Below are 14,942 nucleotides of genomic sequence, written 5' to 3' on the forward strand. Positions count from 1 at the left end.
TCCAGGGAAATGCCCAATCTATGGTGTCAAGTCAAAACCTACCCCAAAGTCTAGTAAAACTGCCAAAAAATGACAAGCTGAAGGGTCCGAGCGGCAGTCGCCCCCGGCTGCGATTCTCTGAGTCTGCGACGTTCTCGGAGGGGCGTGTACCTTGATCGGTCGACGATTCAAGGGGCACGGCCAGCCTGGAGTGACTTAACCGGAAGGGGCGCCCCCTATTGATTTTGACGGGGCAAGGGGCTCCACCGGGGATGAAAGCATCTCGCGCAGAGCCGCAGCGGCGCAGGGAGCGCGCGACGCGACCGTTGCGCAAGGGTGTACCCACAACGTTTGACGATTCAAGGGGTCCGAGCGGCAGCCGAGGGCGGCTGCCCCACATTAATTGATGAAAGGGATGAGGTACTCAACGTGTTCAGTCTCCTTGCGGGTGTGGGGATTCGTGCCGTACGAGAACATCCCCTATAGTTGAGGGACGAATCGTTGCACTGTCGCCAGCCCAAATGGAGCTTGATGGAGAGATGGGACCGTCCTGCCTGCCGACGCGTGTGTCGGCGGAAACCGGACGCTACGAGTTCATCGTGTCGCAGGGTGTCTTGCGCTTGCGCCCGCGTTTGCGCATCTCTACACTTCTTTGCGGACGCAATTCCGCAAACCTGGATTGGGGGGCCTGTTATTATGCAACGCCGTACCTTCTTGAAGGCAGGACTTGGGGCCGCCGCCATCATTGCCACCGCTTCCCACGCGCAAACCAACGAGGAGCACACCATGAACATCGTACTCGCGGCCGATCCCTTTGCCCTGGAACTCAAAGAATCCGTCAAGGCACATCTCGAAAAGAAGGGACATAAGGTGCTCGACGTGGGCGCGGTCAAGGATAAGGAAATTGCCTACTACGACGGGGCCCCCGCCGCCGCCAAACTCATCCAGAAAGGCGAAGCGCAACGCGGCATTCTCTTCTGCGGCACCGGCGCCGGCATGTGCATCGTCGCCAACAAGTTTAAGGGCGTCAACGCTGTCAGCGTGGAATCCGTTTTTGCCGCGAAGATGGCCCGCGCCGTCAACGATTCCAACGTCATTACCATGGGCGCGATGATTGTCGCCCCCTGGATGGCCAACGCCATGGCCGACGCCTGGCTCGAAACCAAATTCACCGAAGGCCTCGAACCCTACGCCGATTTTATTAAGGACGCCTGCTCCAAGGTAAACGCGCTCGATACGGGGCAGTAATAGTCGCATCAAGGGCGAAAGTCACAATTCCAGGGGTGACACGACCGGATTTCGTGTGTAGCTTTCACCCGTTGCGCGATTTGTCCTCCCGTGATTACAATCGCCGGGAGTGGTATGCAAGGAAGAACCGTTATCTCGAACGGCTACCATTGGGCAAAGGGGTCTACGCATGAAGAGAATCGCGTTGTCTATCGCACTGCTGGCAATGGTGTTGGGAGCGGCCCAGGCCGATGTCATTTCCCTGAACGACGATTGGCGGCTGCAATCCTCCGCCAAGATATCCGGGACGGGAAGCGCGATTGCGGCGACCGGTTTCAATGTGGCGGGGTGGTATCCGACGCCGGTCCCGCGGACGGTGTTGGCCGCGCTGGTGGACAATAAGGTCTATCCCGATCCGTATTACGGACTTAACCTGAAGTCCATTCCCGGATATCAAGATCGGCTGTGGCTGCGCATGCGCGAGGACAGCCCGTTTGCGGTGTCGTGGTGGTATCGCAAGGAGTTTGACGCGCCAGCGGACCTCGCGGGCAAGCAAGTTGGGTTGCATCTTGATGGCATCAACTACCAAGCGAATGTGTGGCTGAACGGCAAGTTGATTGCGAGCAGTGACGATGTGAAAGGGATGTTCCGGCGCTTCGAGTTCGATGTGGCTGACAATGTTCTTCCTGGAAAGAAGAATTGCCTGGCCGTCGAGATCATCCCTCCGGGACTCGTACCCGACAAGAATTACCGCACGAAGCAAATTCAAGCGACGACCGGTTGGGACGACCACAATCCGCAACCGCCCGATCTGAACATGGGCATCTGGGAAGACGTATACCTGTCCGTTACCGGCCCGGTGCGAATCGCGAATCCGTATGTCCACGCTGACTTGGAGACGCCGAGCCTGGACATGGCCCACCTGACCGTGTGGGCGCATCTGAAGGGGCGCATCGAAGAGCTGTACAAAGAGCGCAATAAACTAGACATCGTTCTTCACGGAAGGATCGGCTCGATCGAGTTCTCGAAGCCCATTCCCGTCGATGAGGATATTGTCGAGGGCGATTTCTTGACGGCCGTATGCTCACCGCTTGAGTTCGAACAGTTGAACATTGCCAAACCGCGCGTGTGGTGGCCGAATCCGCTGGGTCCGCAGGATATGTACGAGCTGGAACTCAGCGTGACGGTCAATGGAGAACCTTCCGATTCCATCCGTCTGCCGTTTGCCATCCGTAAAACCGAATCCTACATCGACGAGAACGGCTGGAGAGGTTTTCGCATCAACGGACGCAACATTCTGATACGCGGTGGCGCGTGGATGACTTCTGACATGCTGCTTCGCTTCGACAACCGCCGCTACGACGCCCTGGTGCGCTATGCAAAGGAAGCCAATCTCAACATGCTGCGCCTCGAAGGGTTCTCGATTCGGGAGACCAACGAGTTTTATGCGACATGCGACAAGTACGGCGTCATGGTGACGCAACAGCTTTTCGGTCGAAGCATCCCCGACGAGGCGCTCGCGATTGACTGTATTCGCGACACGGTGCTGCGCATCCGTAATCACCCAAGCCTTGTGCATTTCCTCGGCCACGACGAAACATTGCCAAGATATCCGCTCGACGAAGCGTATCGCGGAATCATCGCGAAGTATGCGCCGGATCGCTCGTACCAGCCGCATTCCGGAGCTTTCGACATTGAGGGGCGTTACCTCACGGGCGGTACGCGCACGGGCACGCGCGAATTGTGGACCTATGCGGGACCGCGCAAGTATTACGACGGGCATGAAGACGGGGCGTGGGGTTTTGCGCAATCGGGCGGCATCGGTGGAATCATCGCGCCCTATGAATCCGTGCGCCGCTTCATCCCGCAGGATCAGCAGTGGCCGTTGTGGACCGACGCGATGTCGTTCCACACCGTCACGCAAGGCGGTCACTTTTTCGATGCGGCCATCGAGGCCATGAACAAGCGTTACGGAGAACCCGCCTCGATTGAGGATTTTTGCCGGACCGGGCAGGTGATGAACTACGAATGCGCCCGCGCGATGTTCGAGGCATACGGCCGCAACAAGTATGACGCGAAGGGCATCACGACGTGGAAGTACGACGCGGCGTGGCCCGCCGTGATGACTTGGCACTATGTCGACTGGAATCTCATTGCGTCTGGCGCGTACTACGGCGCGAAGAAGGCATGTGCGCCGCTGCACGTGCAGTATTCGTATGACGACCACTCCGTCTATGTGGTCAACACGCTCAGCAAGGCGCGCGATGGACTGCATGTCGTCGCCAAAGTCTATTCCGATGATATGCGCGTCGTACAAGAACAGAGTGCCAATGTTTCCATCGAGTCCGATGGCAAGACCCGCGCCTTTGTCATGGAGTGGCCACGGAATCTTACAAGCATTTTCTTCCTTTCGCTTGAGTTGTCGGACTCTTCCTCCAAACGGATAGATGAGAACATCTACTGGCTGTCTTCCACTCCCGATAGTGTCGCCACGAACAACGACCAGTGGGTAGGCTTCAAAGTGGAGCAAGAGACGTGGGCCAATCTAAAGGGATTGCGAAGCCTGAAGCCGGCGGCAGTGAACGTGAAGTCTTCTACGCGCACTGACGGCAGCGATTCGTGCATTGATGTGACACTCACTAATGACTCGAACGCCATTGCCTTCGGGTTGCGTTTGGCGATTCTCAAAGGCAGTGGGGGAGATGAGGTCGCGCCGTGCTACTGGAGCGACAACATCGTGAGCCTGCTGCCAGGAACCACGCGGACGTTGCGCGCGCAATTTGCGCAAACGGAATTGGACGGGGCGCCTGCCGTGGTTCGTGTGGAGGGGTGGAACGTGCAATCAGTGTCGCATGAGACCAAGTAGTTGGGGCCGTGTCAGGCCAGAAGGTCTTTGCCCTTGGTTTCCGGAGCCCACCAGATGACGACGGCACCAAGGGCATAGATCAGCCCGGTTACGGCGCCGACGCGCGCGTAATCTCCCTGGAACAACTGAATGAGCAAACCAGCAGCCATGACACCCGCTGCTGTGAGGAATCGTCCGAAGTTGTAGGAAATGCCCGTGCCCGTCGCGCGGACCCGCGTAGGGAAGATCTCCGGCAGGTATAAGGGGAGCCAGCCAAAGAACATCGTGCTGATGAATCCCTGAACGAATACTGCGGGCAGAAACACCGATTGCAGCGGTTGAAGTAAGCTGTAGATGAGAATGTTCATCCCGCAGGCACATAGACTGATGAGGACATACGACAGGCGCCGCCCCAGCAATTGTCCGGCATAGCCTCCGACAAGTCCTCCAATCGTCGCGCCGATGGACCAGCAGGAAAGTACCAGCGCCTTGTAGCCGGGATTGGCCGCGCCCGCGACGTGATCGGCCCACGGTAACATCCATTTGCTGGATGCCCAAGCGCCGAGAAGGGGAATTGCCCCCAGGCAAATTCCGAGGATGGTTGCACGAAGCAGGGGAGGACGGAACAGGTCGAAAAGAGAACCTCGCTGCGTCGCTACCCCGGAGGCCATGCGGCTCTGCAGCCATTTGGGTGATTCCGGCACGAGCGCGTAGGCCAGCACTGCCAAAACGACTGGACTCCCCGTTATGAGCATGAACGGACGCCAGGTATCCGGAGTTACTACGTACGCTTTGCCTAGAAATGACAGGAGGAGGATGCCGAGGTTGGCGGCCGCTCCCATGATGCCGGCCAACGCGGGCCTTGATACATCGGACCAGAATTCAGACAGGAGCGACACACCGTTGGGCCAAGTGCCACCCACGCCCAGGCCAACGAGAAATCGAAGGAGCAACAGTTGTTCCTGAGATTTCACAAAGTACCCTGCGAGACCAAACATGGTATAGCACAGCATACTCACCGCCAGGCCTCTGGAGCGTCCGAAGCGGTCGCCGAAATGTCCAAATACGATGCCGCCGATGGCCGCTCCCAGCATCGTAATGGCGGAATAGCCTGCGAACCAGGCTCCGGCCCCGACGCTCGAGAAACTCTCGCCCATCAGATCTTTGGAGATGGTCAACGCGGCAAACGGCATGAGCCCCAACTGCACCCCCGCAAACAACCACCCCAGAAAAGCAGCCGATAGGACCAGCCATTTCGCAACGGGGGACGTCTGGGGCTGCATGCACAATTCCTCCCTTGTCGATCGGAAAACAGGGACAGACACGTCTCCGCTTCGCTGCGCTTGTGTCAGTCTCTTTTTTCCGCCGCTATTGTCTCTTCCTTGGGTCAGCCAATATGTTGGCTTACTTACGATTCCTAACACGAGCATCTAATCTACTTGCAGGCTGCGGGATACTCTGCGCCGCGATCACCGAACGCGGCAACCGGTGCCGCGTTTCGGAAAGTAAGCTCATGCAGGGTCTGTTGCGTTTGGCCCCACAGGATCCTGGAGTTGTCCAGGCAAACGATTATAGAATCCCCTTATCGGTATTCACATCTTTAAACCTTCTTGCGCAGAGTGCACTGAGCACAGAGAAGAGAGCACAGTCATGAACGTAACCAATCGCCGTACCTTCCTGAAAGCGTCCGGAGCGGGTCTGATCGCAGGCGCCGTTTTTCCCGGAGTCTCTAGTGTAGCCAAGGCGGCTCCAAGCGAGCGCGTGCGCCATGGGATCATCGGGGTAGGAGGGCAGGGAAGACACCACGCGAAGCAGTTTTCCTCGTTTGCGGATTGTGAGGTTGTGGCGATCAGTGATGTGGACCCGGCTCAGATCCAAGACGCGAAGTCCAAGGTTCCCGACATTGCCGGGGCAACGGTTCACGCGGACTTTCGGGCACTGCTCGAAGACCCGACCATCGATTCTGTCAGCGTCGTCACGCCCGATCACTGGCACGCTCCCGTGTCGCTGGCCGCACTACTTGCCGGTAAGCATGTATACGTGGAGAAACCGTGCGCACACAACATTCATGAGGCGATGGCGCTGAAAACGGCCGCGGCGAAATCAGGGAAATGCGTGCAACAGGGGACCCAGGGCCGTAGCGGCGAGAGTCTGCGGCAGGCGGTGACCCTGCTGCGGGATGGCATCATCGGCAAGGTCCGCATGGCGAAGGCCATCAACCACCAACTGAGAGAACCAATCGGACGCGAGCCAGAGACGGATCCTCCCGCTGGTGTCAATTACGACATGTGGCTTGGGCCGGCGCCGGTGCGCCCGTTCACAAGAAATCGCTGGCACTATCAGTGGCACTGGTTCTGGGACTACGGCTGCGGGGACATGGGCAACGACGGCATTCATCAGATCGACCAGGCCCGGTGGGGGCTGGGCGTAGGCATTCCAAAGGCTGTAAGCGCCACCGGCGGCCAACTCTTCTATCAGGACGACCACGAAACCCCGGACACTCAGGTGGTCACGTTCGAATACGACAACTGCTACCTCCTCTATGAAATGCGTTTGTGGACGGACTATAAGCTGGAGGGGCACGACAACGGCGTGGTGTTCTACGGGGACAAAGGGACGTTGGAGTTTGGCCGTGGCGGATGCGACGTGAGTCTCATAGGGGAAGAGAAGAAACACCTCGGTCCGTATGCTGATATCCGGGACCACATGCGCAATTTCCTCGATTGCGTGAAGTCGAACAACCCGGCGGGGTTGAACGGGGGAATCGAGGAGGGAGCGATCTCAACAAGTCTCTGTCATCTAGGGAACATTGCGACACGCGTTGGAAGACGACTTCGAGTCGATCCGGTGTCCTGGCAGTGCGTGGACGACGCCGATGCCGCCGCGCTCTACAAGCGCGAATACCGGAAAGGGTACGAGCTCCCCATACTCTAGACCTCTGGTCGATGCGCGCTACTGCGCCGCATGCGCCACGGAGCGCCGCTGTAGCTCTTCGGTGAACGCTTTCATCCACGCGGCGCATTCGCGCTTGAACCGGCAGCAATACAGATTGTCCGAGATTACCAGTGGCTTTTCGATATACGTTGCGCCCACGACTTCGACGTCGAACCGGCAACGGGGAATTGTAGTGACCTCACGACCGCGAATCACATCGGCTGTAGCGAGGATTTCTATTCCGTGGCAAATCGTCGCTACGGGCTTCTGCTTGGCAAAGAAGTCTCGAACAATGCGAATCAGATCGTTGTCATAGCGAAGAAACTCTGGTGCCCTGCCGCCAGGCAAGACCAGTCCAAGATAGTCATCCGGATTGATGTCGCGAAACGCCGCATCGGACTTGAAGGTGTACCCCGGCATTTCGACGGTGATGTCCCAATCCGGACTGTGCTCATGCTGGACGAGATGATAGATACGGCGTTCCGGAGCTGCCACGACTACGTGGAAGTCTTCGCTCAGCCGGTAATACGGCACCATCGTATCGATGACTTCCGCGCCGTCGCCGATGACCAGAAGGACCTTGTCCATGTAGCGCAATCTCCCGAGGTAGACCTTACTGACAATACGCCTTAAAAATGGCGGCGTTGTCCAGGTCGCCAGACCCATTTCGCACCAATTCTTCAATGAGACCCACATGGACTTCGGACACAGGGACTTGAGCCCCCACGGTTTTCGCATAAGCAAGGATGAGCCGGACATCTTTCGCGTGCTGGGCTAGCTTGGCCACGGCGGGAGCGTATTCACCGGCGATCATTTTAGGCCCCTTGGTGTCCATGGCGACACTGTAGGTTTCGCCCGCCCTAAGAATGTCGAGAATAGCATTCAGGTCGAATCCGGCGTGCGAGGCGAGTCCCAGAGCTTCAGCCAGGACCAGCCTGTTGAGTCCGAACACAAGATTCACAATTAACTTCACGCGATTGCCCTGACCGGGATTATTGAAATAATACTGAGCCTTGGAGAAGCACGACACGATGTCCGCGTACGTTGCGTCCGCCTCTCTGTCGCCGATCAAGGCCAAGGCGCGTCCCTCTGCGATGACCTGGCTGGAGCCGGACAGGCATACATCGACCAGCTTGACGCCTTGAGCCGCTAGCCGGTCGTGGTCTTCACGTATATCTTCGGGTCTGCCCGTGGTGGTGTCCAGGATTAGGGTATCCCTCTGCAGAGAAGAAGCGAACGACTGGCCGCCCCAGCATAGGGCTTTTCGGTCATCGGAAGTCATCAGGCTCAATAGAATCAGCTTCGTAGTCTGGGCAACGACCCGGGCATCTTCCACTACGCGCACGCCCAGGTCACGCGCCCGGACGCGCGCCTCCTCTGCGATATCGTATCCATGCACCCGATGACCTGCCTCGATTAGTCGCTTGGCCATTGCACGGCCCACCAACCCCAGGCCGACCAAACCGACGTCTCTGGCATGAACTGGTTCCATAGGCTTGACTGCTCCCGATGCGCGACTCAATTGCGCGAGTCCGCGCCCATACCGATGCTTTCCAAATAGGTGTCATAGAAACCGGTCAGGCCGGGGCTGCTCGACGCGGGATGCTCGAAGATGCACACGCCAAATCCGATTCGGAGGGTTTTGCCAGTAGCAACGCGCGTCGAGTCCGGTGGAGTCTGGTCATCGTCCGGCGCAGTCATGGCTTTCTTGGCAAATGGATTTGCGACGATGAGCCCGTAATCCCGGGAGTGAAACCATGAGGGACGGAAGTTACGAGGATCGGGCATGAGCATGGCTCCTACCTGACCGTTATCGACACGACCTATCCCCGCACACCATTCCGCCGTTTTGCCCCATGTTCCCTTCTCGTTTGCGCCTCCTGCACTATTGACGATTGTCCCCGTACCGAATTTGACCGTGAGGGGCGTGTTTAGACGCAGTCCGAAGCCCATTTCCTCCTGATCCCCAAACGCAACATCGGTGTCCAGTGCGCGCAATTCGCTTTCGCACACGATGAAATAGGCATCCTCTTCTGCGCGAATCGAATACACGCAGGTTTCTTCGCATATCGCAGCGCCGGGAGTCTCAGTAGATTCGTAGCGATTCACGACCGAGAACCGGCGTGTATTGGGGCTATCGCCAGGCAGCTCCTGGATCGACACATGCCGGACACGCGCCTTGTTTCGCCAGAAGTCGTTGCCGTTGATGTCGCCGAAGGCCAGCCACAGGCCAGGATGGTAGCCGGCATGATCGTCATTGTCCTTGTTCGCCACGGGATCGGGAGGGTGATTTCGCGTCACCCGTGTCCCATTCATCGTCATGACGTTGCAGAAATACGGGCGTGGAATCTCGGGGTCCGCGAAGACGTAGGTTGCGACCACGCGATCTCCGATTCGTATATCGAGGTGGTCGGTCTGCTTCACGAAGCTGACATCCATTGGCGGTGCTGCGAAGGAACGTGCGCAAAGCAACAATCCGGCACAGGCGGCGAGAATCAGTCCTCTCTCGGTGCGGCGCAAGAGACTCAACATGGATACGGACTCCGAGTGTATGGTTCTAGCCATCAAGAGCGTCCTCAGACTAGTGAAGATTCCCTTCTAATCGCAAGGAGGACGTTGTATCGCCCTGTTGTGACCAATTCCACGATGGACATATCGGCCGACGTATTCGCACGTGTATAATGGCAACGGGCGAACTTGGGTATTCGCCTGGCGTCTGTGGAGTCCGTGCAAGGCAACGCGAATCAGGAGCCGAACATGCTAACGTGGTCTCGAATTGCAGGGGTCGTGGGATTGGCTGCGCTGTGCGGATGTACGTCGCCCGGTTCGTCCGGGGCTAAGGTGTGGACGCATACCGTCAAGGACATCAATGGCCAGGACGTTGACCTCACGAAATACCAAGGCAAGGTTGCGCTCATCGTTAACGTGGCCTCGAAGTGCGGGTTCACTCCGCAATACACAGCGCTTGAGGCCATCTACCAGAAATACAAGGACCAGGAATTTGTCATCCTCGGTTTCCCCTGCAACGACTTCCTATGGCAGGAACCCGCCACAAACGAGGAAATCAAGACCTTCTGCTCGTCGAAGTACAACGTCACCTTCGATATGTTTGCCAAGATCTCGGTGCGCGGCGGCGACACTTCTCCTCTATACAAGGACCTTGTGTCTAAGAAGATCAACGGACCCTACGGCGGGGCCATTAAATGGAACTTCACCAAGTTCCTTGTCGGTCGTAACGGCGAAGTGGTCGCACGGTTCGGCCCCTCCACAACACCGGACGATCCCACTGTGCTTCGCGCCATAGAAGCAGAGCTTGAGAAGAAGCCCTGACGCTTTGTACGCGCCAACGTAGCGAATGAAGCGCCCGTCTCCAGACACTGAGTAGCGTCGCGGTACTTCGGCGCCACCACGAACCGGAGTTGCATCGGCTCCCCGGAACCTGATACCAACTTGGGCGACGGGAGGGATTTCGGGCGTGCCTTGTCTGGAGATGAATGGCGTCGTGAAGCGCTTTGGCGGTATACCCGCTTTGCGAGGCGCGTCTCTTTCTGTGGAGCCGGGGGAGATTCACGGCCTTGTCGGGGAGAACGGTGCGGGGAAGAGTACCCTTATCAATATTGCTTCAGGCGTTCTGCGGCCTGACGAAGGCGAAATCCGCATTCAAAACCAAACCGTCCACTTCTCTAATCCGCGTCAGGCGTCATCCGCTGGAGTGGCGGTTGTCCATCAAGAGTCCGAACTGTTCTCGCAACTGAGTCTGGCGGAAAACATGTTGCTTCGCCAAGGGTTGGTTCGCGGAAAGTCTGGTCTTGTCCGGTGGGGTGCGACCTACCGCAAGGCGGATAGTCTGATGGCCAATCTGGGTGAAGAACTTGACGTGCGGGCCGCGGCGGGTGGTTTGCCCGTCGCGCGCCGGATGATGGCAGAGATCGCCGCAGCACTCTCCGCGAACGCGCGTATCCTCTTTCTTGATGAACCTACGGCCTCATTAACTGTAAAGGAAAGCGAGAACCTTTTCGCTCGAATCAGGGCGTTACGCGACCAGGGGGTTGCGATAATTTACGTAAGCCATCGCCTGGAGGAAGTGCTGGACCTTTGTGACCGCGTTACCGTCATGCGCGACGGGCAGACAGTTGCTACTCATCCCTCTGCCGGTCTTACCATGCAGCAACTCGTCAACGATATGGTTGGCCGCGAAATTGCGACTCTATTCACCAAACGGCACGCTGCAATAGGGCAGACCATCCTTGAGTTGGATAGCTTGACTGACCCCGATCGTGCATTCAAGGACATCTCGCTGGAGGTGCGGTCGGGCGAGATTGTCGGGCTCTATGGATTCATCGGCGCGGGCAGGAGCGAACTGGGGCAGAGTCTCTTTGGAATGCGGAAGGCTCCGACGGGGACAATTCGTCTCGACGGGAGAACCTATCGGCCCTGCAACGCACGCCACGCCATTCGCGAGGGAATTGCCTACTTACCAGAAGATCGACTGGTTCAAGGCATCTTCCGCGAGCATTCCATTCGCACAAACACGAGCGTTGCCCAACTGCAGTCCTTTTCGAAGGCGGGTATCGTGTCCGGCAAGAGAGAAACGGCACTCACGCAACGGGCCATGGAGTCCACGCGCGTGCGCGCCGCGAGTATGGAACAGGCCATCGGTACGCTGAGTGGTGGTAATCAGCAAAAGGTCGTTTTCGGACGATGGCAGAGTACGGACCCCAGAGTCCTCATTCTGGATGAGCCCACGCGTGGTGTGGACGTGGGGGCAAAGGCAGAAATCCACGGCCTGATTCACGAGCTCGCCGAACGTGGAGCAGGCATCGTTCTCATTAGCTCCGACCTTCCAGAGATTATGGCCATCAGCGATCGAGTTGTGACGGTCGCAGAAGGAAGCCTCACCGGACAGTTTGATCCTCGTACAGACTCTGAGACTGCGGTGGCCGCGGCAGCAGTTCCCAAGTCCGCCAAGGCGCATGCCGCAACACGAAAACCTAGTCTACTTGGAAAGCTCACGCGTCTTCGTGAAGGGGGATTGTTCACGTTCATTCTCCTCGTGGCAGGAATCATGGCGCTTGTCAAGCCAACCGAATTTGCCACGATGCAGAACTTTCTCGACATCCTCGCCAACGCGGCGTTGCCGGCCATCATGGCGCAAGGCGTCATGCTCATCATCTGTGCTGGCGGCATCGATATTTCCGTTGGTTCCATGATGGGACTTGTGGGCGCGGTTGCTGCATTGGCGGCAAAGGGACAGGTCCCCGCGCCAGTTTGTCTCGCGATCGCTGTGGGTATGGGCTGCGGATTGAGCCTTGTCAACGGTGCAACGTCACTCATTGCGCGTATTCACCCAATCATCGTCACGCTGGCGGGACTCAGTATTTACAGAGGTATCATGCGTTGGTCAACGGGCGGTCGCGAGGTTATGCAATTGCCTCAAGCCTACCGGGCCTTGGCCGAAGGTACGTTGTTGGGTGTCCCAAAGTTGATCTGGTGTGCAGTGGCAGTGACCGTGATTGTTCATGTCTTGCTGCGCTATACCCTGGCTGGCAGGCGCATTTTGGCGCTCGGCAATTCGGAATCTGCCGCGCGATTGATTGGTCTTTCCAAGACTCGTATCACGCTCTTCGTGTTTGCCATATCGGGGTCGTTGATTGGACTTACAGCCGTGCTTCACGCGGGATACTACGGAAAGGTCCAGGCAAACACCGGCGAAGGCTGGGAGCTACAGGCGATTGCGGCGGCAGTCATCGGCGGCACAAATATACTGGGAGGACGTGGCTCCGCAGTAGGTACCTTGCTGGGCGCATTCCTCATTGCCATGCTCTACAACATCCTCATCATCGCGCGCGTGAACTCGTATTGGTCTCACTTCTTCGTGGGCACGCTCATTCTCGCGGCCGTCCTGGCCGACTTGCAGCTACAACGCCTGCAACGGAAGTCTGCATGATAAGACATCTGTTCACTTCGCGCGGGTTGGCGCTGTTCTTGCTTTTAGTTCTACTTGTTGTGGGATTCAGCGTATTCGTCGATGGATTTCTCGATTGGCCCGCATTGTGTAAGCAGTCACGCTACTGGGTAGCAACAGGCATTGTTGCCGTTCCGATGACCTTCATCATTGCCACGGCGGGCATTGACCTTTCGGTTGGCAGCATCGTCGCTTTGGCGGGTGTTACGTTAGGACTGCTTTATGTTGACGCGGGATGGAGCATCTGGCTTGCCGGATTTGCCGCAGTGGCGACAGGCGCCGCCGCGGGTGCATTGAATGGTGGGATATCAAGCTACCTGCGCGTGCCGCCGCTTGTTGTCACGCTTGCTACCATGGCTCTGTTCCGAGGGTTGGCCATGGGACTCAGCCGCGCACGTTCATTGGGTGGGTTTTCTGAAGGTTTTCGTTGGCTCGCGGGCGGAAATGTGTTGGCGTTCCTGCCGGGCGGCGGTGAACAGACCTACCTTCCATTTTCCCTTGTCATTATGCTGTTGATCTTTGCTGTCGGCGGAGTCCTCATGCGCAAATCCTGGATCGGACGGTTTGCGGAGTGTATTGGAGCAAACGAGACCGCCGCGGCCTTCGCGGCGATTGACGTGCGGAATCTGAAGGCATTGCTCTACACTGCTTCAGGAACGGCGTGCGGTGTGGCTGCCCTCTTTCACACTTCGCTTTACGCCACGGCTAAAGCCGATACGGCCGTGGGCCTTGAACTGGAGGCGATTGCTGCCGTTGTCGTGGGAGGGACCCGAATCAGCGGAGGACGCGGGTCTGTACTTGGGACATTGTTGGGTCTGCTTATTATTGGTGTACTCCGGCACGGCCTGCTCATGGCGGGAGTCCGGCAGCAATATGTGGTCATCTATGTGGGGATTCTGGTCGTGGTGGCAGCGGTCTTGAACGAACGGATCGCATCGCGTAAAGGAGGGGTCGAATGAAATCGGTACGGAACCTGAGTCTGTTGCTCATTGTGATTCTGGTTGGCTGCGGGTCGAATCCACCTGCTCCCGCCGTGCCGGACTCGTCATCGACAACTCCAGGGAATCAATCCGCTGAACCTGCGAAAGAAACGGGTGACGCGGCCTCGCCCGAAAAGAAACTGACTTTGGGCGTGATGCCAAAGCTTGTGGGCATCGACTTCTTCAATGCCACTGAACGCGGGGCGCGCGAAGCGGCAAAAGAACTGGGTGTCGAACTGGTCTATGACGGCCCAGTGACAAATGACGTGCAACAGCAAGTGCAGATGATTGAAACGTGGATAGCCAAGGGCTACAACGCTATCGCGGTGGCGCCCAACGATCCCGATGCGATTGCCCCTGTGCTGGAAGATGCCAAAGCCAAAGGCGCTGCTGTTGTGGCGTGGGATGCGGATGCCGCCCATGGAGCGCGTGATTACTTCGTAAGCCAATGCACGCCCGAAAGCGTGGCCAAGGCCCTGCTTGACCTTGTAGCGCAGAACGCGGGGGAAGACGCCAAGTACATCATCCTGACCGGATCGCTCACCGCGGCAAATCAGAACATCTGGATGCAGGAGATGGAGAAGTACCGACAGGCAAGATATCCGCAGATGACGAACTTGTCTGAGACTCCGAAGGTTTCCGAAGAAGACCAGGCCCTGGCAACGCAAGTTACCACGGATATTCTCAAGGCTTACCCCGAGGTCGAAGCCATCCTTGCTATCACCACGGTGGCCCTTCCCGGAGCGGCCGAGGCGCTGAAGAATAGCGACAGGCGCGATCAGGTCTTTCTCACTGGCGTAAGCACGCCGAACGTTATGCGCGAGTATGTCGAACAGGGCGTTGTGAAGGGATTCGTGTTGTGGGATGCCGTAGATTTGGGATATCTCACGGTGCAGGTGGCGGCAGCCGCTGCGAAAGGCACTCTGGATCCCAGTCAGGAGTCGTTTACGGCGGGACGCTTGGGCGCTTTGAAAGTGGCCGATAGAGTCGTTGTGTTAGGTGAGCCGATTGT

The 14,942-nt window shown here is 57.7% G+C and carries 11 protein-coding genes; 7 read left to right on the plus strand and 4 right to left on the minus strand.

Annotated elements, in window-relative coordinates:
• The first annotated feature begins 765 nt into the window (after positions 1 to 765).
• Both K1Y02_10030 and K1Y02_10035 read left to right on the plus strand, forming a co-directional pair.
• Positions 766 to 1,227 (plus strand): RpiB/LacA/LacB family sugar-phosphate isomerase, encoded by a 462-nt coding sequence (locus K1Y02_10030; GenBank protein ID MBX7256688.1) that lies wholly within the window; start codon positions 766 to 768, stop codon positions 1,225 to 1,227.
• A 169-nt stretch (positions 1,228 to 1,396) separates the two neighbouring features.
• Positions 1,397 to 4,072, plus strand: a complete 2,676-nt coding sequence (locus tag K1Y02_10035) for a hypothetical protein (protein MBX7256689.1) — start codon at positions 1,397 to 1,399, stop codon at positions 4,070 to 4,072.
• Between the two features lie 11 nt (positions 4,073 to 4,083).
• Here the strand turns inward: K1Y02_10035 and K1Y02_10040 are convergent, their stop codons facing one another.
• Positions 4,084 to 5,334 carry an MFS transporter gene (locus K1Y02_10040; GenBank protein MBX7256690.1) on the minus strand — a complete coding sequence of 417 codons (1,251 nt, stop codon included), beginning with the start codon at positions 5,332 to 5,334 and terminating at the stop codon, positions 4,084 to 4,086.
• A 367-nt stretch (positions 5,335 to 5,701) separates the two neighbouring features.
• Here K1Y02_10040 and K1Y02_10045 point away from each other — a divergent pair, with 367 nt between their 5' ends.
• A complete protein-coding gene (locus K1Y02_10045; GenBank protein ID MBX7256691.1) occupies positions 5,702 to 6,985 on the plus strand; it encodes a Gfo/Idh/MocA family oxidoreductase in 1,284 nt (427 codons plus the stop codon).
• Between the two features lie 18 nt (positions 6,986 to 7,003).
• Here K1Y02_10045 and K1Y02_10050 read toward each other — a convergent pair whose 3' ends face one another.
• Genes K1Y02_10050 through K1Y02_10060 form a run of 3 tightly spaced genes read right to left on the minus strand, consistent with a single transcriptional unit; the run spans position 7,004 to position 9,517 of the window.
• Positions 7,004 to 7,573 carry a DJ-1/PfpI/YhbO family deglycase/protease gene (locus tag K1Y02_10050; protein ID MBX7256692.1) on the minus strand — a complete coding sequence of 190 codons (570 nt, stop codon included), beginning with the start codon at positions 7,571 to 7,573 and terminating at the stop codon, positions 7,004 to 7,006.
• A 25-nt stretch (positions 7,574 to 7,598) separates the two neighbouring features.
• On the minus strand, positions 7,599 to 8,477 hold the full coding sequence (locus tag K1Y02_10055) for an NAD(P)-dependent oxidoreductase (GenBank protein ID MBX7256693.1): 879 nt from the start codon (positions 8,475 to 8,477) through the stop codon (positions 7,599 to 7,601).
• 26 nt (positions 8,478 to 8,503) lie between these two features.
• Complete coding sequence (locus K1Y02_10060; GenBank protein MBX7256694.1) at positions 8,504 to 9,517, minus strand: PmoA family protein; 1,014 nt, start codon at positions 9,515 to 9,517, stop codon at positions 8,504 to 8,506.
• Positions 9,518 to 9,742: 225 nt separating this feature from the next.
• Between K1Y02_10060 and K1Y02_10065 the strand changes: the two genes are divergently transcribed.
• The 4 genes from K1Y02_10065 to K1Y02_10080 form a co-directional block, all read left to right on the plus strand.
• Positions 9,743 to 10,315, plus strand: a complete 573-nt coding sequence (locus K1Y02_10065) for a glutathione peroxidase (protein MBX7256695.1) — start codon at positions 9,743 to 9,745, stop codon at positions 10,313 to 10,315.
• A 145-nt stretch (positions 10,316 to 10,460) separates the two neighbouring features.
• Positions 10,461 to 12,932 (plus strand): ATP-binding cassette domain-containing protein, encoded by a 2,472-nt coding sequence (locus K1Y02_10070; GenBank protein MBX7256696.1) that lies wholly within the window; start codon positions 10,461 to 10,463, stop codon positions 12,930 to 12,932.
• The gene (locus tag K1Y02_10075; GenBank protein ID MBX7256697.1) at positions 12,929 to 13,909 is read left to right on the plus strand and encodes an ABC transporter permease; all 981 of its coding nucleotides are present in this window, start codon (positions 12,929 to 12,931) and stop codon (positions 13,907 to 13,909) included. The genes K1Y02_10070 and K1Y02_10075 overlap by 4 nt, the downstream gene beginning before the upstream one ends.
• On the plus strand, positions 13,906 to 14,942 hold a 1,037-nt coding region (locus K1Y02_10080; protein MBX7256698.1), incomplete at its 3' end, for a substrate-binding domain-containing protein. The genes K1Y02_10075 and K1Y02_10080, both read left to right, overlap by 4 nt.

The organism is Candidatus Hydrogenedentota bacterium (assembly GCA_019695095.1).
GTDB lineage: Bacteria > Hydrogenedentota > Hydrogenedentia > Hydrogenedentales > SLHB01 > JAIBAQ01.

What these genes read in the sequence shown, in the direction of transcription:
- K1Y02_10030 (MBX7256688.1), top strand. Translation starts at nt 766, where the DNA reads ATGAACATCGTACTCGCGGCCGATCCCTTTGCCCTGGAACTCAAAGAA.
- K1Y02_10035 (MBX7256689.1), top strand. Translation starts at nt 1,397, where the DNA reads ATGAAGAGAATCGCGTTGTCTATCGCACTGCTGGCAATGGTGTTGGGA.
- K1Y02_10040 (MBX7256690.1), bottom strand. Translation starts at nt 5,334, where the DNA reads ATGCAGCCCCAGACGTCCCCCGTTGCGAAATGGCTGGTCCTATCGGCT.
- K1Y02_10045 (MBX7256691.1), top strand. Translation starts at nt 5,702, where the DNA reads ATGAACGTAACCAATCGCCGTACCTTCCTGAAAGCGTCCGGAGCGGGT.
- K1Y02_10050 (MBX7256692.1), bottom strand. Translation starts at nt 7,573, where the DNA reads ATGGACAAGGTCCTTCTGGTCATCGGCGACGGCGCGGAAGTCATCGAT.
- K1Y02_10055 (MBX7256693.1), bottom strand. Translation starts at nt 8,477, where the DNA reads ATGGAACCAGTTCATGCCAGAGACGTCGGTTTGGTCGGCCTGGGGTTG.
- K1Y02_10060 (MBX7256694.1), bottom strand. Translation starts at nt 9,517, where the DNA reads ATGTTGAGTCTCTTGCGCCGCACCGAGAGAGGACTGATTCTCGCCGCC.
- K1Y02_10065 (MBX7256695.1), top strand. Translation starts at nt 9,743, where the DNA reads ATGCTAACGTGGTCTCGAATTGCAGGGGTCGTGGGATTGGCTGCGCTG.
- K1Y02_10075 (MBX7256697.1), top strand. Translation starts at nt 12,929, where the DNA reads ATGATAAGACATCTGTTCACTTCGCGCGGGTTGGCGCTGTTCTTGCTT.